Genomic DNA, 24,406 nt, shown 5'->3' on the forward strand with positions numbered 1-24,406 from the left:
AGAGATAGCTCTCACATCTCTTTACGCTTCGTATAATATAGCAACAGCAAATAAGGAGTGGTTGAAAATGAAACCAACTTACGACTACAATGCTACAAAAAAGTATTTAGAAGAAAAGAAACAACAGCTATGCAACCAACTTAGTAATATGCATCTATCTAAAAAAGAACGTGAACAACTAAAACTTGAGATTGATAACTACGAATATATTCTAAATGTAGTCGAAATGAATCATTATGAACGAGGATTTTCACGTTAAAAGTGGATATGTAATTTATCCACTTTTTATTTTGAGCATTTCATTACGCATTTTTCGTAAGTAAATATATAATAGGATGTACATTAAGATTGAGAGGTATATTCTATGATCAAATTAAGTGTATTAGACCAATCCCCTATTTCAGATGGTAGTACGGCAGCCAAAGCTTTTTCACATACAGTTACGCTTGCGCAAGAAGCTGAAAAACTCGGATATACACGCTTTTGGGTATCAGAACATCACAATTCTGTAAGCCTTGCTGGCTCAAGTCCAGAAATACTTATTTCTCATATTGCAGCGAAAACGGAGCGGATGAGAGTCGGTTCGGGTGGTGTCATGTTGCCACACTATAGTCCGTATAAAGTTGCTGAGAATTTCCGTGTTTTAGAAGCGCTTTATCCGAATCGTATTGACCTTGGTGTCGGCAGAGCACCTGGTGGTATGCCCATTGCAACTCGCGCACTTCAAGAAGGAAAAATGCTCTCACTTGATCAATATCCAGAGCAAATTGCAGATGTTGCAATGTACTTACATGATCAAGTACCAGAAAACCATCATTATGCAAATTTAAAGGCTACTCCTGTAATTCCCACATCTCCTGACATGTGGTTGCTTGGCTCTAGCGGAGAGAGTGCAAAGATTGCCGCACAACAAGGTGCTTCTTTTGCATTCGCACAGTTCATAAACGGATACGGTGGACCCGAGGTAATGGAGGCCTATCAAAAACAATTCCAACCTTCCTATTTAGGAGATAAACCAAAATCAATCGTAGCTATTTTTGTTATTTGCGGTGAAACAACTGAAGAGGCGGAAAAAATTGCTTCTAGTTTAGATTTATCAATCTTATTACTAGAACAAGGAAAGCGTACAACTGGTACACCTTCTATCGAAACTGCTCAAAATTATTCATACAGCGCTTATGATTTATTCCGTATAAAAGAAAATCGTCAACGTATGATTGTCGGTGATCCATCTTCTGTGAAAGAACAAATCGTAAACTTAAGCAAAGCGTACAATACTGATGAATTTATGATTGTCACAATTACTCATCGATTTGAAGATAAATTGAATTCTTATCGCTTATTGGCAAATGCTTTTAATTTATAATTTTAAAAAGGAGATACATCACATATGATGCATCTCCTTTTCTTACTACTTATTGTTTTCATTCCCTATATATTCAATAGCTTCTTTCAATACCTCTTCAAAGTGAATAGGATAATCATGATTTAAGTTAGGTATAATTTTATACTTATGTTCTATATTCTTATCTCTTAATAATTGTACAAATTGCTGTGTGCATTCGAAACAATCTTCATCTTGATCACCGCAGACTATATATCCCTTTATATGTTTATCCTGTAGTACTCCTAGCAACTCATTCCATTCTTCAACCTCTGGAAGCCACGGTGCCATAAAAATAAACCCATCCACAGCTATATCTTTTTGTAAAATTGTATATAGAGCTACTCTTGCTCCAGCAGAAAAGCCACCAATTATTACACTTTCTACTGTATAATTTTCTTTAAAATTAACGTAATGCTCTTTTAATTCCTCTTTCCCTCTATGTATATCATCCCAAACAAACCCATCTGAAAACTGAATTTGCGAAGACTGTGGTAAAGCCAACGTATAACCTTGATCCAAAACAGATTTCCAATATGGTTCTACTATTCCTATATTTTCTTGATCTCCGTGCATTGCAATAAATAGTTTTTCTTTTTTCTTACTGTCTATATATTTCACATCTGCTCGTTCTGTTTTCTTTGCTAACTCTTCTCTTTCTTTACATAATTGAACCATTTGATGAAACTCTTCAAATTTATGTAGTGGTTTTAAATCGTCGTCCGAAATTAAATATTCATTTCCATACCAAAAACCCTTTTCTATAATAGCTTCCTTCATTAAATGCAACGCTTCTTCTTCAAGTCCTGCTGCACTCGCTAATGCATATTTAAAATTATATATTTGAGCCTCATTCCCTACTATACCTTTAGCATGCTCCATTATATAAGTATATGCTTCCAAACTTCCTTTACTTGCATAGCAATGTAACGTTTCATTTAATAATTGAATGTAAGTCATACTATTTTTCATGCACCCATCCCCCGTAACCTTTTATAATATTTATTTTTCAAACCTTTATACCATTCTGTAATCTTTGTATAAAACTCATGCTAACAATACTCTATTCTTGGCGTGATACTTAATCGTTACTCCTCTTTATCCAATAAGTTTAGTAAAAAGTTTAATAAACTGAAAAATCAATAATTTAATAACCCCAAAAAAAGACAACAATATATTTATTGTTGTTTTCACTACATCTACCCACTCTTTTGTTTTTTTCTATCTGGTTTACTTGAAACTAAATAATGTTTTTCTGAAATATATAAGTCTCTTTTTAATATACGATCTAAGTAAGGTCCTAGTTTCATTCCGCATATGAGGCGATCTTCACTACCTTCTACAATTGGAAACATTTCTTTTTCTGTTACATATTGATCTACTGCCTTTTGTACAATATCAATTTCTTTAACTAGGTTTAGATTTTCTTCTGTATGTTCAAATACCTCAAGCGTTTCCTTCGTAATAAGAAAATGGTTTGTTGGAAATGCAGGTAAATACGGCTTTAACAAATCATAATTCACTGTATAATCATCATTTACTAATACTGTATAAACGATATTAGCATTCTTTTCTAGAAACTTGGCCATCGCTTGTTCCAATTCATCTTTCGTAATTTCACGCTCTTCTTTTCCAGTTTTGAAAAAGCGAAACATCGCATCGCCTCCTTTTTACTATATTATAGCATAAAAGAAAACTGAAAAATCACAAAAAAGTCATTGAAAGAATTTTTCAATGACTTTTTTCTTTATATTCTTATATTTATCCCGCTTTAATGGGCAGGAAGCCCCCCCACTGATTAAAGTTTCACTTTATTTTAAGAACGCACTTAGCATCCATACATGTTGTTCTAATGTTGTATGAATTGCTAACAACATGTCCGCTGATGTTTCATCGCCCGCTTCACCAGCAACTTCCATGCCTTCTTTTAATTCTTGAATCAATGCAGAGTAATCATTCACTAATGTTTGCACCATTTCTTCTGCAGATTCCTTGCTTGTCCCTTCATTCACACTAGATGTTGCCAAATATTCTTTCATTGTCGCTAACGGCTTACCTTCCAATGCTAAAATACGTTCTGCTAATTCATCAATATACGTTCCAGCTTCATTGTAAAACTCTTCAAATTTCTCATGTAATGTAAAGAAGTGTGGTCCTGTCACATACCAATGATAATTATGTAGTTTCACATATAACACATTCCAGTTTGCTACCTGCTTGTTTAATACTTCAACAACATTTGTTTTCGTACTCATACAATCCACTCCTCTTATCATTTCATAATGTTTGTCTTTTAAGAACCTAGTTACATATTACCATACTTTTCCTATCCTCTCGAACGATTGGCTCATATGTAACAAAGTTTTAACACCTTTAATACTTCCCTAATATCTTTTCATTCATGTATGTTTTCTAACAGTTCATACGTCTAATTGTCCAAGCTCATACATATGCATAATAGTAAATCAAGCTCATCGTAGTAGAAAGAGGGATAACATGGACAATCAACAATGGCAAGTAGCAAAGAAAGTCGCTGCTACTTATATTGGAACAGTCGTTGGAGCTGGATTTGCTACTGGACGAGAAATTGTTGAATTTTTTACAGTGAACGGATTTTATGGAACTATTGGTATATGTGTAAGTGGATTTTTTTTTATTTGGCTTGGCACAAAAATGATGTTACTCTCCTCGCAAATCGGTGCATTTTCAGCGCAAGAATTTAACAAATACTTATTTGGGGATGTATTTGGAAATGTTGTAAATACACTATTATTACTCGTATTATTTGGTGTAACGAGCGTTATGTTATCAGGCGCTGGAGCGGTATTTGAAGAGCAACTTCGTTTACCAAGACAACTCGGTATTTTCATTACAGTAATCGCCTGTCTCATTATAGGTAGTCGCGGATTACAAGGGGTTTTTGAAGTTAATACACTTGTCGTACCTATTATGATGATTTTCATTATCGGACTTGCTATTACAACGTTTTTTCACGGTACAACTCCTATTCGTAACACTATTCCTGCAGAAAACTGGAATATGAAGTGGATAACTAGTCCTATTACATATGTCGCCTTAAATCTTTCTCTCGCCCAAAGCGTCCTCGTCCCGTTAGCCAGTGAAGTAAAAGATCGAAAGGCCATTTTATGGGGCGGTATTTTAGGTGGGGCAGGACTTTCTTTAATATTATTATGTAGCCATTTAGCTATCTTATCCGTCGACCAATTTTATCAATATAACATTCCAATGGCTGAAGTCATAAGAAAATTCAATGCCACTTTTCACTTTTTCTTTGTTCTTATCATTTTCGGTGAAGTATTCACAACTTTAGTTGGCAATGTGTTCGGAATGACAAAACAAATGCAATCCATCACTGGCTGGAAAAATAACAATATTATTTTCTTCATTTTACTAATAAGCTATTGCTTTAGTTACGTTGGTTACAGTGAATTACTCCACATTCTATATCCTATAATCGGGTGGGTCAGCATCGTTTTACTTCCGATTATTGCTTTTAAACAACTTCAAAAAACATAAAAGAAGCATCCATGTTATTGGATGCTTCTTTTATATGTTCATTCACAATCATCACACACTTCCCAGTACGGCCCCATTTCGAGTGCTAAATACGGCTTTAATTGCAACCGAATCATCCGACTAGGCATACGTTCTAAAACGAATTGAATCCCTTCTTCTTCTTCATCTAATTCAACTTTTGAAATCGCAATTCTTTGCATCGTCGAAATAGGCATTCCATCTTTATATAAAGTGATTTTCACCTCATCATATTCATTAAAATACAATTCAACACTCATTTGATTTTTCAACATTTCATTAACAATTTCATATTTATCATTTCGTTCCTGGATTATATATTTCCAGCCGCCTCTACCTTCTTCTTTCGGAGCTGCTTGAAACAATGTCATCAAATCCTCGTATAGCATAAGATAACTCCTCTCTTACTAAAAAACGATGAGTATTTTATATACCCTTTATCTCTATCAATATCCATATGTATTGTACCATATATCGCCGTTTTTACCGTATTCATTTGCTTCATAAGTATATAAAACACTTTATTCAGTCTTCATTATTATGTGGCTTACTTTATTACTTAATCCCCCTTAAATTTTAAACCTATTCCCAATCATTATTTGCTCACATCAAAAAAAGAGAGTGACTTACATCACTCTCCTTAAAAGAACTTTCCAGTAGCTGCTAATGCTAATACTAGTATTAAAATTGTAAATACTAATGATACAATGAAACTAAAAATAGGTAATGCTTTCTTTTCATTCTTCTTAAAGAGTAACTTTAAACTAAGAAAGATGTTTACTGGTACAAATATAAAATAAAAGTATTTAACAATTTGCACCGAACTATTTGAAAGTGCTTTTAAAATAAACACTTCAATGAGAAAAACAATGAAAAACGAAATACTTAACCAAAATGAGACATAACTAAGCCAAGAATGTCTTTTGGTCCCCCAGTACACTCCCATATTAATAATCTCCTTTATTTGCATTCTATATGATTATAATTATACATAAAGTTAACAAATACCTCTATTTTTCGACAAATATTATACATGATATACCTTGAAACATCATAAACATACTCTCTATCACATTTCATGTTACATAGTAAAAACAGACTACCCCAAAATCGCATACTGCTATTTTGGGGTAGTCTGTCCTTTATTATACTTTAAATCTTTCAATTAACCCTTGTAATTCTTCAGCCATTTGAGATAATGTACCCGCCGCAGAACTAATTTCCTCAATGGACGCTAATTGTTCTTCTGCTGATGCTGCAACGTTTTGAGTACTCGTCGCATTATTCTGCGCTGTCATTGCAATTTGTCCTACCGAAATAGACACTTCATTTGCACCTTTTGACATCCCGTTAGCCGTTTCAACCATCGTTTTAATTTGATCGGCAATTTCGTTTGTAGATTGTAAAATCTCAGTAAAGTTTTGCTTCGTTTCATTTGCAATAACAAGTCCAGATTGAACTTCTTCATTTACATGACCCATAGACTTTACCGTCTTACTCATGTCATCTTGTATTTCACATATTAATTTACTTATTTCACTAGAAGATACGCTAGACTTCTCCGCCAATTTACGTACTTCATCTGCAACAATTGCAAATCCTCTTCCGTGTTCTCCCGCTCTTGCAGCTTCAATTGCCGCATTCAAAGCTAGAAGATTTGTTTGATCTGCAATATTTTGAATTACTTCTAATATGTCACCAATTTGCTTTGATTTATTATTTAGTAACTGAATAACCTCATCTGATTGTGAAACAGATTCTGCAATTGACTGCATTTGATTTACTGTTTTTCCGACTAGTTTTCCACCATTCTCTGCTTTTTCACGAGTATGAGCAGAAGCCGTACTAATTGATGATGAACTATTTGCTACATGCTGAATGCCTTCTGTTACATCAAATAGTAACATTGCACCATTTTCTACACTTGTTGTTTGCGTTGTTGCCCCGCTTGATATTTCGTCCATTGCCATCGTAATTTGCTCAGTTGCTTCACTCGCCTGTCTTACACTTGCCGTTAGCTCTTCTGATGCTGCTGCAACATGTCCAGCCGAAGTATTAATTCTTCCGATTAATGTTCGCAATGCATCTGTCATCTCATTAAATCCTTTTGCAAGTTGACCGATTTCATCATTAGAATGAATATCAATTGTTTGCGTTAGATCTCCCTCACTTATTTCTTTAGAAGTGACAACTAATCTTTTTAATGGCTTCGTTATAGAAAGCGTCACAAAATAAATAAGTGCCCCACCTATAACTAATGAAATGAACATAACAATTAACATATTATAAAATACAGGCTGCGCAGCTTCAATTACTTCATTTGAGTACATAGTCCCGCCAATTTTCCAACCTGTTTTTACATTTGTAGCAAATACCATTTGTTTTTCGCTACCGTCATACGTATAAGAAAAAGCACCATGATTATCTTCATAAATTTTCTTCGCCCAAGAATCGGCTGCTTTTTCTCCTGATTTTTCTTGAGGATGTGCAATTATTTTTTGTTTTCCATCTAAAATGAAAGCATATCCCTTTTTACCAATATTAATTAACTTCGTTGTTTTTAATAAATTATCTAAACTTAAATCTATCGCTACAACACCGTTTTTATCTTCTGCTTGTTTTGCAATCGTTACGACAATATGTCCATTTCCTTTTGCCTTATACGGCTCAGTAATTACAATACCACCTTGTTTTGCCACTGCATCTTTATACCAAGAACGTTCTGTTGGATCATAGTCTGCTGCCATTTGTATATTTGGTTCTTGTACAAATTTTTTATCATTGCCCGCAACATATACTTGTTCCACATCTTTATTCAAATTGATATATTGAGATAGCATTTTTCTTAATTCATCCTGATTATCCCCTTGATACATATTACCTTGAATCACTCGCGCAAAATTATTTACATCATTAAATTTCGCCTCAATCATTTGATTAATTAAATTATCTAATATTTTTATATTGTCGTGAGCACTACTCGTAATTTGTGATTCAAAATTCTTTTTAGCTGTTTGATAAGACATGCCTCCGATAATAGAGACAGCCGCAATTAAAATGATGAAAAATGAAATTAGTAGTTTTTTTGCTACTTTCATATCACGAAACGAATTTAATAGTCTACCCATTACAAACCTCCTGCTTTTCAATTTTATAAGGTAAATCTTGTTAATTGCAAATATTTCCCATTCCCGAATTATTATTTTCATAACCTATTATGATGAATACTTTGTAAAGTTTAAACAAATAAATTCTATTTGTCTATATATTTGAATAATATTATTATAAAATTTACAAATGTAAAAAACCAAAGGAATATTCCTTTGGTTTCTTACATTTTTTTATGTTGTTTGGAAATTTTCTTCCACTTGTCACGCTCTGCTCTTGCAAGAATAGTATCTTGTTTTCTCATAAAATACGCCAGTTCTCTTTGTAATTTTTTATAGCTTTGCAAACGATTTATCGTAATCATTCCGTTATCAATTGCATTATGCACTGCGCACCCTGGCTCATTTTCATGCTTGCAATCCCTAAAACGGCACGTTTTTGCTAGTTCTTCAATATCAGAAAATGTCGTTTGAATTGCATCGCTTCCTTCCCAAAGCTGCAACTCCCTCATACCAGGAGTATCAATAACTAAACTACCACTCGGTAATCGGAACAATTCACGATGAGTTGTCGTATGCCTTCCTTTACTATCTTCCTCACGAATATCACCCGTTTTTGCTACTTCAATTCCTATAAGTGCATTTAACAAAGTGGATTTTCCAACCCCTGATGACCCGACTAAAGCAATTGTTTTTCCTGAAGTAACGAATTGCTGCAACGATTCAATACCGGTATGCTCTACACTATCAACGACGAAGATTGGAACACCAATTGCCACAGCTTCCGTTTCAACAATTTTCTGCTCTATGTCCTCACATAAGCTACTCTTTGTTAAAACAATTACAGGCATTGCACCGCTTTCATACGCTAATAGTAAATAACGTTCCATTCTTCTTACATTAAAATCATGATTAAGTGCATTCACTAAAAATAGATAATCTACATTTGCCGCTATTACTTGTTCTTCCGTTCGATTACCAGCCTCTTGTCTAGAAAAAGAGCTTCTTCTTGGAAAAATACGATGAATAATTGCTTTCTTTTCATTCTCTATTTTCTTTATATACACCCAATCACCAACTGCTGGATAATCTCCCTTCATTACTGCTTCATGCCGAAACTTTCCAGACAGTTCTGCCATATATTCACCATCATTACAAATAATTCGATATATATGCTTATGCTCAAGTAAAATACGCCCTACCTCAAAGTTCTCTACAGCTTGTTCCTCAAAGAAAGAATCCCAGCCGAACGATTCTAAAATATTTTGATTCAAATTGATATCCTCCCTAATGTAAGCTAAGTGGAAGGATCGTGCGCTCACTTATATAGTATCGCCCTTTCCATCCACCTTTGTATTTGGTTTATGATTCATATAAGTTATTTTCGCCATAATACATCACCCCGTTCTCATTTTAATTACTCTCATTATATGGAATATTTATTTAAAAAGCTACCTTATTTAACGTAATTTTCAAATAATTTATTTTTCATCATTCTAATTTGCCCACGGTGACTAATCTCATCTTCTAGCACGTGAAACTACAAATAGTACTGGTTATGCCGCTACACCATTAGGCCACTTTCTTTCTGACATAAGCCATCCATCATCACCTTGTTCACTCAAATACTTCAGTGATTCTTCTCGAACACTTTGTAGAAGCTGTACATAATACTTTATTTCATGACCACGAATCGTTTTCCTCGATTCTCCTAAATAGAGTGCGTCTTTCCATATTTCTAATTCTTCCTTTGTAAAGTCACGCTCTTGAAATGAAATAAGCTGATGTGCTTTTTCAATAGCTGCTATATGCTTTAGTAACGCTCCAATGGAATTCCCCCCACTCGGTATCATTAAATCTAATTGCTCAACCGATAGATCTCTTATTTTCAGGAATGTTACAGCCCTTGTATGCTCCAGCATGCTTACTAATTCCCCTATATTTTTTGTATAACCATCCACACTTCTTATTCGGTAATCTATATTCATATCACGCACCCCTTTCTGTATTCATATTAAGGAATAACAGCTTCATATAATAGACTGAAATATATCAGATTTTTCTGTTATAACTAAATTGAATACGTAATACCCCCAAACAAACTTTCTCAATATGTTTCTATGAAATATTAAAAGGAATCGATATAAAATAATCGAATCTTATTCACTAAAAGGAGTGGATTCGATGGAAATGTATCAATGGCTAACTGCTGTTCTCGTTGGTGGCATTACCGGTTTCGTTTCCCATCTAATCAATAACCAAGGTAAGTTATTGCTTCCACGCCGTTTGAAAACTTTTTTTCACTTTGGGTTTTTGACTGATATTTTCACTGGCAGTCTAGCTGCACTTCTTGGACTCGTTTTATTCGATGTCACCTTAATAAAAGAAATTATTAAAGTATCCATTGTGACTGCTATTTCTGGTCAGACTTTCTTACTACATCAAGCGCTTGGTGGTGAGCAGGCTAAAAACACACAAATTGGGAAAGCTGATGAGAAGATTCAAGAAATTGACAAATTATTGCGACGTTAGTCTATACTTTTTTTAAAAATTATTGCTATAATAAACAATAAATATTTTCTATTGCGTCGTTTGTCAGAAGAAAGGGTGTTTCGTATGACAAAAAAGAAAATAGAAGATTTCTTAACAGACACTGAAAAAGAGGAACTGCTAGAAAACTATAAATGTTTACGAGAAGCCCGCACAAAAAGCGAAGCTAACTATTTTGGAGAAGCAGTAAACCATCTATTAAATAAAGCAAAACAACGAATTATTAAAGATGCAGGCATACATGATGAAAATGCAGCAACTGTTCAATCAAAGAGAAAAGCACTGTTTTAGTTCATTAGCTAAAACAGTGCTTTTTATTATGTTATTTTTCACATTACTTTCACATCTATTTCACAATTATAAGTAGTCCTATATGTTATACTCAGTATATCCTTTTCCAAGGAGCTATATGCCGATATATTAATCCCTATCTCTATAGGGATTTTTATTTTTGGGCTTTTTTTATTTGTAAAGACTTTATGACGCAATTCCTGTTTCACGATTCTCAGTTAGTCTTTCACTTTTTCTAAACAGAAATAAAGCTAAAATATATAATAACGCAGTAAAACTACCTACAAATATAAAATTGTGAGACGCTGCAAATAGCATTCCTGCCATTGCCGCTCCAATCATTTGACCCATATACATAGAAGCATTCGCTAGAGCCGCTCCTGTTCCTCTGGCTACGATAGATATGTTTTGTAAGTGCCTCATCATTAATACAAACAAAATTCCTGTCACAAAAAACAAAACAAAGAATAAAAACTCCACAATTATAATGTTGTTTACATGAGGAAGTAATGTATATAGAACTGCTGTAAATATAATTCCACCATAGAATGAAAGGTTATAACCAATTTTATTTACGATTCTAGGCCCAAAAATATTACCAGTTAAATTTCCTAATCCTAATACGAGCATAGCTGTTCCTATTTCATGAATTTGCAAGCCAAATTGAATGGAAAGCCACACACCGAAGAATGAAAATGCAGCAAAATTACCAGTTTGAAAAACAAAATATGCAAAATAAGAAAGTGAAACCTTAGAATCTGAAAGTAATTGTTTATAGCGCTTTAAGATATTTGTTTTCTTTTCTCTTATATGAACCGGTTGTATTTCTGGTAATACTCCATAAATAACAATAACAAGTAGCGCTGATAATATACCAATGATAAAGAATGGTGTTGTATAGTGTATCATTGCTAAATATGATCCAACTGGCAGTCCTAAAATTTGAGAGAGTGACAATCCTGCTGTTGCAATCCCAATTGCCTTTACAATTTGTTCCTTCTCTATAAGCAGCGGAATAGATGCCCACACTTGTGGAGATACAAAGGCTGCACTTACACCTGCTAAAAATCTAAATGCTAGCATCCATCGAAAACTCGGTGCAATTCCACATAAAAACGTACTTAACGCAAAAAAACTCATTCCTATTACCATCACTTTTTTTCTGTTTAAACTATCTGATATAGGACCAGCGATAAGTGCAAATGCAGCATATCCTAAAGCATATGAACTCACCATCCACCCTGACAACTCAGTTGAAATATGATACACCTGTTGTAATGTGGGTAACAGTGGTGAAATTAAGAAAGTATCTGTACCGATCATAAACATGATTGTAAAGAATACAGCTAGTACTCTTTTCATTTAAATCTTCTCCTTTCAACTAATCTTCTAAAATAGATTCAATCTCTTTCATGACATCTTCATTCATTGAAACTTCCACCGCTCTTACACTTTCTCTTATTTGCTCCGCTCGTTTCCCACCAGGAATAACAGTATCAATTCCTTTTTGGTTTAATAACCATGCTAAAGCTAAATGCGATAATTCGAGATCCTTTTCTTTAGCTATGTCTTTTAACTTTTCAACTTTCTTAAAGTTGCTCTTATATGTATTCTCTTCAAATAGATTTACACTTTGACGCCAATCTCCTTTATTCAATTTGAAATCTTCTGTATATTTACCACCTAGTATCCCAAAAGCAAGAGGCCCGTAAGGAATAAATGAAATACCTGATTCTATACAATATGGCAAAAGTTCTTGCCCAGCAGTACGATCTAACATATTATACGGCGATTGTACAACATCTATGTGCCCATGCTGATTCGCTTCTTTTAATTGCTCTACGTTTACGTTAGATATTCCAATTGAACGAATTTTCCCTTCTTCTTTTAGGCGAGTAAGTTCTCCAATTGAATCTATGTAACTTGTTTCTGGGTTTGTAAAATGTAAATAATATAAATCAATATAATCAGTTTGTAGTCTTCTTAAGCTATTTTCTACAGCATTTCTTAAATAGCTCGGTTCATTATTCATATAAACCTCTCCATTTAATAACGGTTGTATTCCACCTTTGGTAGCAAGTACAACTTCATGGCGTTTTCCTTTCAATACTTCTCCCACCAATTCCTCTGATCTACCGAAACCGTATGAATCTGCTGAATCAAAAAATGTAATCCCTTGCCCCATAGCTTCTTCTATTAATCGTTTTCCTTCTTCCTCATTCACATCAGCATATAAATTATGTCCCCCTACAGCGTTTGTTCCTAACCCCAATTTTGAAATATGTAGTCCTGCCTTTTGCAATTTTGTATACTTCATTTTTTCTCCCCCTATATTTCTATTGTTCGAATATATTCGAACAATAGAAATATACCACTTTATATGTTATAGTGCAAATATATTAACTTATACAAGCAGGTGAAAAAATGCGTACTCTCTATCATCCAAATCGAGAAGAAATTCAATTCTCTTCTGTTCTATATGCACTTAGCGATCAAATTCGTTTACAAATTGTAACGATGCTACTAGAAAAAAACGAACAATCTTGTGGCGCGTTAAACATTCCAATCGCGAAATCAACTTTATCACACCATTTCAAAGTTTTACGTGAATCCGGTGTTATGTATACACGCCTTGAAGGAACTCAACGTTTCATTTCAATTCGTGAAGATGACTTAAATGCTAGATTCCCCGGTTTATTAGATGTCATAATACATGCGACAGAACCATACTAAACAACATCTCATAGGAATATGAGATGTTGTTTAGTTTTTCTATTCTTTTAATACTGTGAGGTTTTATTCATTGAGTATTTTGTTCTTCACTATAACTACCAAGTCCCTTCCTAAATTAAAATTTGAATAAAACGTTTGAACGCTGATATCCCTTCTTCATCTCGTTTAAAAACACCAGCATCTTCAAGCGCCTGTATAAATTTTCTGCCCACTTCTTCTCTTATAATCTCCTGTACATTTTGTTCATATATCCGATTGTCATATTTGATTTTTAATTGTTCTGCCCATCGTATATGAGGCGTTGGAATATCACTTGGAATGTTAAGTAAAAATTTTTCCACTTCCTGAAGTTCTGTTTTTAAACGCGCAGGTAGTACAGCTAACCCCATTACTTCAATTAGACCGATATTTTCTTTTTTTATATGTTGTATTTCCGCATGAGGGTGGAAAATACCTAGAGGATGTTCTTCACTTGTACGATTGTTCCGCAAAACAAGATCCAATTCGTACATACTATTCCGGTAACGAGCAATTGGAGTTATCGTATTATGCGGAACATCATTCGTAAATGCAAATATATTAACAGACGGATCATCATATCTCTTCCACCTTTCTAATATGTACTCCCCTGCATTTACTATTTGTTCTATGTCGTTACTTCTTAAGCGAATAACTGACATAGGCCATTTAATAATAGAACATTGCATTTCTGGAAATTTAGTGAGTTCAAAAATGAAGTCATTTGATGCATTTGCCATAGCAAATTCATAGTTTCCACCTTGATAGTGATCATGTGTTAGAATAGATCCTCCTACAATTGGCAAATCTGCATTGGACCCAAGGAAATAATGTGGGAATTTTTCTACAAATTTTAACAAACGTAAAAATGTTTGACGGTCGATTTTCATATCACGGTGTTCTGAAGACAATACAATGCAGTGTTCATTGAAGTAAATATACGGAGAATACTGTAGAAACCAGCTTTCATCTGTAAGATTCATACGAATCATACGATGATTCGAGCGTGCTGGATGTCCAGTTCTGCCTCTATATCCTTCATTCTCAATACAGAGTAAACATTTTGGATAATTTGTACTTTCCGATACTTTCTCTCTAGCAATTTGTTTCGGGTCTTTTTCCGGTTTTGATAAATTAATTGTTATATCAATGGCACCATATTCCGTATTTACTTTATAATTTATATTTTTGGCAATTTGCTTTATTTGTATATAGTTGCTGTTTTTACTTAATTCATAAAAGTAATTTGTCGCAGCCCTCGGATTTTGTTCGTATTTTTCATAAAAAAGAGCATTGATAATGGACGGTTTGGACATAAAAATATCCATAATTGCACTTGCTAAAATCTCCCTCTCGTCCATTACTGATTCAATGACTTTATGCATACAAGCATATTCAATCAACTCTTCCAATAACTCCGAAATTGCTTTCTTTGTAGATGTGGGCGCTGACGCTTCCACTACAAAATCACCTAAACGAAGTAAAGAAAGAATTTTATTCCTTGTATATATTTCATCTTCTTGGTCAATTAATTGAATTTCAATAGCTCGATCAATTAACTGCTGGATAGCTTGATATATCATCAGTATATACCTCCTCTAACCTTTTAGCTGTTTATGTTGTCACGATGCTAGTTCTATGTGTCTTTTATCATTTTATGAACAGACGTATGGGCCACCATACTAATATACGTTTTTCTTTCTCCAAAGAAGCTATTAGCATACTTGAATCGCCTGTTTAGCAAGCTATTCTGTTACATTATACGTACGTAAAAAAACTTCTACAATCAACATCTTGTCGTATTTTTTAGACATCTTGCTTTTCACTTTTAACATCTCACTAAAACATAAAAAGGAACATTTTTTGAAGAACGATTTCCGGCGATTTAAAGCTTGCTCTTTACCTCTTTGTCTCTCCCCCTAAAGCCACCATTTGAATAATAAATGTACTTGCTTTAGTATCACCGCCCCCTTATTTTCAGCATTACAAAAAACAATATTTCTAAAAAACAGAGCAATATCTCTCTTGTGTAAGCGTTTTACAAAAAGTAATCTAGTGGTACAGATAGACACTGGAAACTACTTCTGGTTTTGATAGATTCTCAACTACTATGCTGGTTTCACTTTCTATCAAAATATTAATTTTCAAAGGTAAAAAAGTGCTCTATACCTTTGAAGGATCATCAATGTCAAAAGTGCAAAAATGAAAACGAGGGGGTACATATGAAAAAATCAAAAAAGAATTTCAGGAGGACAATCGCAACACTTGTATCGGGTTGTGTCGTAGGTTCTACTTGTTTTACAAATGCTTCCCTAATCCAAGCTGAGGGAAACACAGAAACTATACAAACTGAAAATCAAATTATTTCTCAAAATCCTAATACAGTTATTTCATCTAATCAAATGAACGTTCTTGTTGATGCAAATTTTCCAAGAGTCATTCAATACGATTTAAAATCTGGAAATGGAGCAGGAAAGACTTTTTATGGACAGACTGAGGCATTAGATACAATCCTTATTAATGACGTAGCAGTAAAACCAAAAATAAAAGCAAAAGTTTCATCAGATAAAATCGTATATGAGATGACGGTAATAGACACTACTCACAATATCTCTGCGGTTATTACTGCTGAGATGATTGTTAAAGAAAATATATTAGAATTCAATATTACAAAGATCATCGACAACAATATCGTAAAAACAATTGAAATTCCAAATCATCATTTAATTTCTGTAAATAACAGTCAAAAAGATGCAGTGCTAGACGGCGTGCAGATGTCAACAAATACACATATTAATGGTGACAGACAAGTAAAGGTGGATGAAAATTTAAATACGAAAGATGAAGAGCAAAAAGGATATATGTATGCTTTTCTTTCTACTGATGAATTAAGTGCAAGTATATGGTCGAATACAGAGAATAATTTAGCAAAAAAATTAGCTCCAGATTCCTATGCTGCAAAGACTGACGCTCAAAGAATTACAGCAAATGCTACAACTAATAGTGCAGGTAAAAAAACAATTGGTCTAAGTAGTACCTTCTGGACGTATCAAAAGTCAGAAGAACATCGTAAAGAAGATGGCACTCTAGAGCTAGAAGATGGGACAGTTAATAAAGTAGATGAAATGCCGTCTGTGAAGGTTATCATTACTGCTGACGCTAATGATGATAAAAAGATAAACTGGCAAGATGGAGCAATTGCTTATAGAAAAATTATGAACGAACCTCTAGGAGCAGAAAAAGTTCCAGACTTAGTTGGTTATCGTGTTAACATGAACTTTGGCAGTCAAGCCCAAAATCCTTTCTTAATGGCTTTAGACGGAGTAAAAAAATTCCACTTAAATACTGATGGACTAGGACAATCTATTCTCCTGAAAGGGTACGGTAGTGAAGGGCATGATTCTGGTCATTTAAATTATGCTGACATTGGAACCCGAATTGGCGGGGCAAAGGACATGAAAACATTGCTAGCAAGGGGTAAAGAATATGGGGCAACTTTTGGTGTTCATGTGAATGCAAGTGAAACGTATCCAGAGTCAAAATATTTCCAAGAAGATCGTTTATTAAAAAATCCAGATGGAACTTATAAGTATGGTTGGAACTGGATCGATCAAGGAATAAACATTAATGCTGATTATGATTTAAGAAATGGCAGAGCACAACGATTCAAAGATTTATATGATGCTCTTGGTGGGAAGAAGAATGAATTAGATTTTATTTATGTAGATGTTTGGGGTAATGGACAGTCAGGTGATAATAGTACATGGCCGAGCCGTCAATTAAGTAAAGAAATTAATAGTTTAGGTTGGCGCTTAGGCAGTGAGTGGGGATATGCGAATGAATATGATTCCACATTCCAACACTGGGCAGCCGATTTAACTTACGGCGGGTATACCTTAAAAGGCATTAATAGTACCATCACTCGTTTCATTAAAAACCATCAAAAAGATGCATGGATTGGCAACTATCCTAAGTATGGAGGCGACGCAGATGCTCCATTATTAGGTGGATACAGTATGAAAGACTTTGAAGGTTGGCAAGGTAGAAGTGACTACAAAGCCTATATTGATAACTTATTTGCGGTGAATGTTCCAACCAAATTCATTCAACATTATAAAGTAACACAGTGGGAGAATGGCAAAGCAGTTGAAATGATAGATGATAAACAACAAACTTACAACTGGGTACCAGGTATGAAGACAGTATTAAAGGACGAATCTAATGAAAATACACTTACAATTGAAAGAAAATCAAATGATTTTGCAAATGATAAAGATGGCTATCGAACAAGAACTATGACATTAAATGGTAAGAAAATATTTGAAGGTAAACCTGGTGACGAAAAGTATTTATTCCCATGGTCTTGGGATCAAAATGGTAAAAAATTATCAGCAGATAATGAAAAATTATATCACTGGAACACAAACGGTGGAAAAACAACGTGGACTGTCCCTACTGGTTGGCAAGGTACCGTTAAAGTGTATGAGTTAACAGAATTAGGTAAAGAGAAAATGAAAAATGTTAAAATTGAAAATGGAAAAATCACATTAGATGCAAAAAAATCTACTGCATATGTAATTTATAAAGGGCCAAAATCCAATAAAGATGTTAAATGGAGTGAAGGAATGCATCTTATAGATACTGGATTTAACAGCAATTCCCTTAAAGATTGGAAAATTAAAGGAGACTCAAAAGCAGTTCAGATCACGAAGAGTGAAGGTAATAATAATATGCTAACAATCTCCAACAATAAAAAGAAAGTAAATGTTACCCAAAAATTAACAGACCTAAAACCTAATACAAAGTATGCTGCATATGTTGGTATAGACAACCGAAGTGAAGCACGAGCAAGCATCACAATTACTTCTAACGGCAAAGATTATACAAATAGTACTGGTAAATCTATCGCTAAAAACTATGTAAGAGCATACGCACATAATACATTAGGCTCAGAGCAAGCAAAAGCTGATGGTCAAATGACTTCAACTGTGGATGGAACAAGTTACTTCCAAAACATGTATGTGTTTTTTGAAACTGGTAAAAAAACATCCGATGTAACGATTGATTTATCAAGAGATGCTGGAAATGGGGCAAGTTACTTTGATGATATCTGCATCGTGGAAAGTAATGCCGCAAACCAAGTAAGCGATACCAAATTCGTACAAGACTTTGAAAATGTTGTACAAGGCATCTATCCGTTTGTAATTGGTAATATTGAAGGCGTAGAAGATAATAGAACCCACCTTTCTGAATTCCATGCACCATATACGCAAAGAGGTTGGAATCAAAAAATAGTAAGTGATGTTATCTCAGGTAAATGGTCACTTAAAACGAATGGATTAACGGAAGGCGATACCCTTGTGTACCAAACGATCCCTCAAAACTTCACATTTAAACCAGGAGTAACGTATAAAATTACCTTTGATTATGAAGCAGGTAGTGATGGAACGTATGCGGTAGTGACAGGTAATGCTCCATTTGAGGAAAAAGGGGTATTAACTAAAGAGGAATTAAAGTCAACCGCAAGCAGTGATAAGAATGCAAAAGCTGGCACATATTCCTTTACTTTAACAGGCGATAAATCGGGGCAAAGCTGGTTTGGCATTTATTCCACTAATAAAGCAGCTAATACTAGCGGTGTGAAAGGCTCACAAGCTAACTTTAACGGTTACAAAGATATTATGCTTGATAATCTAGTTATTGAAGTAGTGTCAAATAACTAGATTCAGTTACTTTATATTAAAAGAAGTTGTCTCAAAAGGTCCTTAAAAATGATCTTTTAGAGACAACTTCTTTTTTATACTTTATAAACTTAAGAGAATCGTTCCTTTCCGTCCGTAATTTTGTTGTGGTGACATACTTATATGAAAAAGAGGTTAACCCATATAGCTATTCAGCTACTTTTAGGTCAACCTCTTTTCCATTCACAATATTACTGGAACTATAAAACTATCTTTATCTTAATTCGAGATCTTTATCTCTGTGTCTCTTCCACTATAGTCACCTTTTTTCAATACGTAAATTATCTAAAATAAACGTACCTGCTCCAGTATCCCCGTTTAAATTCGTTCCATCACTGAAAATTCCAACATAAGTTTGACCGTTCTCAGAACCTGTCACAGTAAACTCTGCTGTTTTTGTGTCAGTAGATGCAGTAAGAGTGTTATTCACACTCAATCCTTTTGCACTCGCAATATCTCGAACATCAATTTCTTGATCCCCTGAAATAAAGCGGAATGCATTTGCTGTCGTTTGGTAGTCAAATGATACTTTATAAGTTACGCCAGGTTCGAAACGATAATTTTGAGGAATCGTGCGGTACAGCAAACCTTTATTTCCAGTGTTCACTTTAACGGACCAATTCCCCCCTAATACATCATCGACTAATTTTTTACCTGCCCATCCTTTTTGTGTATATGGAGCATGCAGTTCAGACAGATGAATTCTGTTGTCTTCTACCTCTTCTGTGTTACCGATAACGAATGGGTAAATACCTTGTACTACCGATTCAAAATCTTGTTTGAATTCCGTTGGTGAGACATAATTTTTTAAGGACTTTTGAACGATCCGAATATCATCAAATTTTGTGTTTCCTTTTCCAGCATCACGGCTTAGAGTTAATTTAGCTTTATTCGTTACAGCTGTAAAGCTTACTTGCATAATTTGCATTTTACTATTGTATCCATCATTTGAAGCATGTGAATCTGCCTTAACATAGTTCTTTTGCAGGCTACGAAGTGTGTAATTGTTAACGTCTTCTTTCCCACCTGTTACTGTAATTCCCGCCTTTACATCACTATTGTTTTCAACATATACCTCTGCCACATAATCTTTACCTGGTTCTAAACCAGTAAGAACACGAGAAACAGTTGTATCTTTTGACGGACTATCGATATTCAAATAGTAATCTCCACTACTTACATTACGGTTGCTTCCAGTTTGATTCGTTCTAACGGCGCTTACAGCTTTATTATCACCTTGAATAGTTGTATAAGCACTTACTTTTCCTGTATTGAATCCCGCGTCATATATATGAGCACCTTTGCTCCAATCATAGTCAAGGATTTCCAAACCTTTATCTCTTTTTGGTACAACAACATAAGGAGTTGCAGCACTAGCTGTCAAAGTTACCTTATTATTTACAACTTTGACTTCTTTCATATCTGCTCTACCTTGATCTGTCAACTTGTATACATAAACAGTAGAAACATCTTTATATTCATCTGGAAGTGCCCAAGTAGTTGTACCACCTTCCAAATTCCAGTGATATAGTTTATCAGAATTAGAAGTTGGATTTTTAAAATCTTGTTTCACCCAAGGAATTAAATAAGTGTGTCCATCAAGTACAACGTTTCCATTCAGTTTAATCACACGTTCCCTAGAATTGTCTTTTCTAGTTACATCGACAACATCCCCATTACTTGGGTCTTTCAATTTTATTTCCTTTTCTAAGTTTGTCTTGCTTTTATCCCCTTCTACCGCTGTCCAATTCGTCACATAATATTTTTGTAAGAATTTAGTAGGTAGATTCGTATCAAATGTCATGCGAATAAAATTATCAAAATTCTTATCAGATTGCCATCCTTCGAAACCAGCTAATTCAAATCCACCAAGTAACGGATGATCAGCAGTTCCTCCTACTTCAGGCCAGTTCAACACCCAAGAATCTCTTTGGTGATTGCTAATAAAGCGTAGTACTTCTGAGTTGATACCTTTACTTTCCGGTCCACCGTAGTTTTTATCGGTAGCCCAGTGTTGCCACGTTGAATAATTGGCCATAGAACCACCAAATTCCGTTGTTAACCTCCAGCCTCTATCTTTAAATTGATCTGCTATTCTATTTGATTCCCATTGATTTTGATACCATACATCTAAATAAATAAAGTCGAGATTTGGAACAGCAGCTTTCAATTCATCTAGTCTTTTCGCACGCGCTCCAGAATACAAATCTTTTAATTTATTAATTGTATAAGATTGATCTAGCCATCCCCAACCTAAAGAATTTGGACGATCAATAAAATCATTGTTGAAAGCTTTCGCTTCAGGATAAACTTCTTGCGCATTGATATGGACACCAAATTGGGTATTATACTTACGTCCCTCTTTAATAAGCGTATCCAAATCTTTAGCGCCACCCATACGCTCACCTACATTACCGTAATCCGGATGACCGCTGTCATGTCCTTCGTTTGCATATCCTTTTAATAAAACAGCCTGCCCTAATTCATCTGTAGCAAGTGCAACCTTTTTAATATTATCGGCTGTTTTTAAGAACGGTTGTTGTGCTTGTGATCCGAAGTTCATTGCAATACGCATTCCAACATTATTATTTACATCTTGATATCCTTTAATATCTTGCATAATATCACGGTATGCAATCGCCGCATCTTGCCAATCTGTCTTATTATCAGTATTCAAATCTTTAGCAATAGCTATTTTAATAGTTGGTTTATTTTTTTGTGGCTCTGGCATAAACTCTCTTTGGTAATAGAGTGCACTAGAACCTATTCCCATTGCTTTTGCACCTTTTTTATTTACATATCGATTCGCAACTAAGTTTTTATAGCCATCCACTTCTGAACTGGACCATACACCTGCACTCAATTCGTCAGTTGACAAAAATGCTGTATAATTTTTAGTAGATGTACCTATTTCTCCCATAGAAGAATCTACGCTTACATCTACATCACCTGATTTCCTAACATCAGTACTAATATTCGTTAATTTAGCTTTTGCACCTTTTTGTTCCGAATTTACTGAGATAACGTTCATATCAGCAAACTCAACTGTTTCAATTTTAGCACTACCATTATTTTTAATTTCATCGAAACTATAAATAACTTTATTATCATTCACTTTCAAAGATACCTTAAATGTAGCATCAAGGTTTTTCATTTCATCCACAACTTTTAATGTATATAGCGCTTCACTATCGCTTAACTTTTCAAAGCTTACTTTAGGATAGTATAAGGAACCATTTACTTTTAATCCGTACACAGGTGATTCTTGTCCATTCATTACTTTATCGTCAACCTTGTATTTCACAATTCGCGGGAATACTTGGTCAATAGTAACATCCATATACTTTGACTTTAATGTATCTTCTACTGGCGTGGTATCTGGAGGTTTTGGCGCACTGTATTCTTTGATTTTGATATTAGAAATCGTAATATCGGCAGCACCTCTGCTTTTTTCAAACCCAAGTCCGCCTGCTTGATCTACACCACCAGTTAATGTCCAAGAGTCGACCTTTTTATCATCAATGTATAACGTCGCAACATCGTCCATGAATACTAAACGTAAATGGTATGTTTGTTTTGCTTGTAACGGCACGTTTGAAGTCATCGACGTCCAATTGTTTATAGGTCCAAATGTTTCACCAAAATACTGATCGTTCGTATCTCCTGTTCCTACATATGTGTATGCAGATGCATTTTGAACACGATAAATGAATCCAAAACGATTCATCTTATCAGTATTCGTAGTAACATCCGCTTCAAAAACACCGTTTTTAATCCCTTTCATTTGGTTGTAGACAATTCGATTTTTTTGGGTAGATGTAACACTAAAAGTTGCTGAACCATCTTCATTATAGGTAACTTTTCCGTCGCCAGAGATAATTTTCAAATCGCCTTCTTCTAGTTTATTATCCGTAATGTCGACAAGTTTTTCATCTCCTGGATTCGTGCCTCCATCCCCAGGTGCATCTCCTAATTCAATGAGGACTTGACTTTTTTTATCTCCAAAAGCACCAAGTTTAACTGCTTCCTTACCTGTAAGGAGGTTATTTACATCATTGGGTAAAGTAACCGGTCCAAATAAATCTTTTCCATCTAAAGTAATGTTCATAGTGGTTCCTTTATAATCAATTTTTATGGAATGTGCGGTCCCAGCCTCTGGAAGTGGAACATTCGGTCTTGTTCTTAACCAATCACCTTTTTCTTGATATTTGTATTCATAGAACCATCCAAGTGAATCGTAGCCTACAAAAACGAAGTTATTATTGTCAATATAATGAGGATAGAAACCAAATCTAGTATCTTCGCCCTTGGTTTCTGGAGTAAAGGTATACGCCATCGTTCCCGCTTCTTTAGCGACTTTATTTTGTTCTTGAAAAATTGCAGCTTTAGCCCCGTTATCGTTTCCAGCACCTGCTCCAAGCCTTGCATAGGACTTTCCATTTTGTTCTATTAATGCATTAATTTCGTTTCCACCAGATGAAATTGTGACCCAAGGATTAGACACATTTGCTCCTACATGCAATGGTACAATCATGCTCACTAAAAATGTCGGCACAATTAGCACAAGTGCAAGAAGGATATTAAAAGCTCTTTTGAAATGCTTACTCTCCAATTCTTCTCCCCCTTTGGATTTTAAAATTTAGTTAAAAACAATACCTGCACATTCATTTTTAAAAATAGACCAAAACCTGAAAGGTACCGCTTTCACTTATGTTTAGAATAGTTTTTTTTAAGTGCCCACTCAATAAAGATATTGTTTCTTTTTTTAGTTATATTGTCTTTTTAAAACGCTTACAAAACAAGGGTATTATCACCTTTTCAAGGGGGTTTTTCACTGAATTTTATACGATAATTATTATTCTTCGGTTTATATATAAAGGTTCTTCTCCTCCCTATAGTCATGAACTGTTCTGGGCTTTTAATCTAGGATTTGCGACCATACTGGACGCACTAAAAAATGAGCAGACGAATGTCTACTCATTTTTATTCATTCCATTTAAAAAGTCGTTCTGGTGCAAATATTTGTT

18 protein-coding genes and 1 pseudogene are annotated in these 24,406 nt (G+C 34.5%); 7 read left to right on the top strand and 12 right to left on the bottom strand.

Annotation, left to right across the window (positions count from 1 at the left end; translation table 11 throughout):
- The first annotated feature begins 67 nt into the window (after positions 1–67).
- Together FH036_RS06755 and FH036_RS06760 are read left to right on the top strand one after the other, a co-directional pair.
- Complete coding sequence (locus tag FH036_RS06755; RefSeq protein WP_000805519.1) at positions 68–259, top strand: DUF3896 domain-containing protein; 192 nt, start codon at positions 68–70, stop codon at positions 257–259.
- Between the two features lie 105 nt (positions 260–364).
- A complete protein-coding gene (locus FH036_RS06760; RefSeq protein ID WP_070805829.1) occupies positions 365–1,366 on the top strand; it encodes an LLM class flavin-dependent oxidoreductase in 1,002 nt (333 codons plus the stop codon).
- A gap of 45 nt (positions 1,367–1,411) precedes the next feature.
- Here FH036_RS06760 and FH036_RS06765 read toward each other — a convergent pair whose 3' ends face one another.
- The 3 genes from FH036_RS06765 to FH036_RS06775 form a co-directional block, all read right to left on the bottom strand.
- Positions 1,412–2,356 (bottom strand): alpha/beta hydrolase, encoded by a 945-nt coding sequence (locus tag FH036_RS06765; protein WP_048552125.1) that lies wholly within the window; start codon positions 2,354–2,356, stop codon positions 1,412–1,414.
- 227 nt (positions 2,357–2,583) lie between these two features.
- Positions 2,584–3,039, bottom strand: a complete 456-nt coding sequence (locus FH036_RS06770) for a DUF3939 domain-containing protein (protein WP_000488187.1) — start codon at positions 3,037–3,039, stop codon at positions 2,584–2,586.
- 156 nt (positions 3,040–3,195) lie between these two features.
- Positions 3,196–3,639, bottom strand: a complete 444-nt coding sequence (locus tag FH036_RS06775) for a Dps family protein (protein WP_000105198.1) — start codon at positions 3,637–3,639, stop codon at positions 3,196–3,198.
- A 241-nt stretch (positions 3,640–3,880) separates the two neighbouring features.
- Between FH036_RS06775 and FH036_RS06780 the strand changes: the two genes are divergently transcribed.
- A complete protein-coding gene (locus tag FH036_RS06780; protein WP_139895554.1) occupies positions 3,881–4,921 on the top strand; it encodes a YkvI family membrane protein in 1,041 nt (346 codons plus the stop codon).
- Between the two features lie 38 nt (positions 4,922–4,959).
- On the opposite strand, the gene FH036_RS06785 is transcribed toward FH036_RS06780, so the two are convergent.
- The 5 genes and pseudogenes from FH036_RS06785 to FH036_RS06805 all read right to left on the bottom strand — a co-directional run bounded on the left by FH036_RS06785 (position 4,960) and on the right by FH036_RS06805 (position 10,034).
- Positions 4,960–5,328, bottom strand: a complete 369-nt coding sequence (locus FH036_RS06785) for a DUF3979 family protein (protein WP_000965086.1) — start codon at positions 5,326–5,328, stop codon at positions 4,960–4,962.
- A 251-nt stretch (positions 5,329–5,579) separates the two neighbouring features.
- Positions 5,580–5,885 carry a hypothetical protein gene (locus tag FH036_RS06790; RefSeq protein WP_000539567.1) on the bottom strand — a complete coding sequence of 102 codons (306 nt, stop codon included), beginning with the start codon at positions 5,883–5,885 and terminating at the stop codon, positions 5,580–5,582.
- A 199-nt stretch (positions 5,886–6,084) separates the two neighbouring features.
- A complete protein-coding gene (locus FH036_RS06795) occupies positions 6,085–8,067 on the bottom strand; it encodes a HAMP domain-containing methyl-accepting chemotaxis protein (protein ID WP_139895555.1) in 1,983 nt (660 codons plus the stop codon).
- A gap of 203 nt (positions 8,068–8,270) precedes the next feature.
- Positions 8,271–9,320, bottom strand: a complete 1,050-nt coding sequence (rsgA, locus tag FH036_RS06800) for a ribosome small subunit-dependent GTPase A (RefSeq protein WP_001073048.1) — start codon at positions 9,318–9,320, stop codon at positions 8,271–8,273.
- Positions 9,321–9,502: 182 nt separating this feature from the next.
- Positions 9,503–10,034 (bottom strand): annotated as a pseudogene (locus FH036_RS06805) (DinB family protein).
- Positions 10,035–10,230: 196 nt separating this feature from the next.
- On the opposite strand from FH036_RS06805, the gene FH036_RS06810 reads away from it, so the two are divergent.
- Together FH036_RS06810 and FH036_RS06815 are read left to right on the top strand one after the other, a co-directional pair.
- On the top strand, positions 10,231–10,578 hold the full coding sequence (locus tag FH036_RS06810; protein WP_000426320.1) for a DUF4257 domain-containing protein: 348 nt from the start codon (positions 10,231–10,233) through the stop codon (positions 10,576–10,578).
- Positions 10,579–10,662: 84 nt separating this feature from the next.
- Positions 10,663–10,887: a hypothetical protein gene (locus FH036_RS06815; protein ID WP_000162601.1), complete on the top strand. Its 225-nt coding sequence runs from the start codon at positions 10,663–10,665 to the stop codon at positions 10,885–10,887.
- A gap of 186 nt (positions 10,888–11,073) precedes the next feature.
- Here FH036_RS06815 and FH036_RS06825 read toward each other — a convergent pair whose 3' ends face one another.
- On the bottom strand, positions 11,074–12,249 hold the full coding sequence (locus FH036_RS06825; RefSeq protein WP_139895556.1) for an MFS transporter: 1,176 nt from the start codon (positions 12,247–12,249) through the stop codon (positions 11,074–11,076).
- 19 nt (positions 12,250–12,268) lie between these two features.
- Positions 12,269–13,204 carry an aldo/keto reductase gene (locus FH036_RS06830; protein WP_000877942.1) on the bottom strand — a complete coding sequence of 312 codons (936 nt, stop codon included), beginning with the start codon at positions 13,202–13,204 and terminating at the stop codon, positions 12,269–12,271.
- Positions 13,205–13,311: 107 nt separating this feature from the next.
- Here FH036_RS06830 and FH036_RS06835 point away from each other — a divergent pair, with 107 nt between their 5' ends.
- Positions 13,312–13,620: an ArsR/SmtB family transcription factor gene (locus FH036_RS06835; protein ID WP_001259915.1), complete on the top strand. Its 309-nt coding sequence runs from the start codon at positions 13,312–13,314 to the stop codon at positions 13,618–13,620.
- 110 nt (positions 13,621–13,730) lie between these two features.
- Here FH036_RS06835 and galT read toward each other — a convergent pair whose 3' ends face one another.
- The gene (galT, locus tag FH036_RS06840; RefSeq protein WP_044790748.1) at positions 13,731–15,221 is read right to left on the bottom strand and encodes a UDP-glucose--hexose-1-phosphate uridylyltransferase; all 1,491 of its coding nucleotides are present in this window, start codon (positions 15,219–15,221) and stop codon (positions 13,731–13,733) included.
- A 639-nt stretch (positions 15,222–15,860) separates the two neighbouring features.
- Between galT and FH036_RS06845 the strand changes: the two genes are divergently transcribed.
- Positions 15,861–19,361 carry an endo-alpha-N-acetylgalactosaminidase family protein gene (locus FH036_RS06845; protein ID WP_139895557.1) on the top strand — a complete coding sequence of 1,167 codons (3,501 nt, stop codon included), beginning with the start codon at positions 15,861–15,863 and terminating at the stop codon, positions 19,359–19,361.
- Positions 19,362–19,638: 277 nt separating this feature from the next.
- On the opposite strand, the gene FH036_RS06850 is transcribed toward FH036_RS06845, so the two are convergent.
- Complete coding sequence (locus FH036_RS06850; protein ID WP_139895558.1) at positions 19,639–23,991, bottom strand: endo-alpha-N-acetylgalactosaminidase family protein; 4,353 nt, start codon at positions 23,989–23,991, stop codon at positions 19,639–19,641.
- Positions 23,992–24,406 lie beyond the last annotated feature (415 nt).

This window comes from Bacillus sp. CD3-5, assembly GCF_006349665.1.
GTDB classification, from domain to species: Bacteria; Bacillota; Bacilli; order Bacillales; family Bacillaceae_G; genus Bacillus_A; species Bacillus_A paranthracis.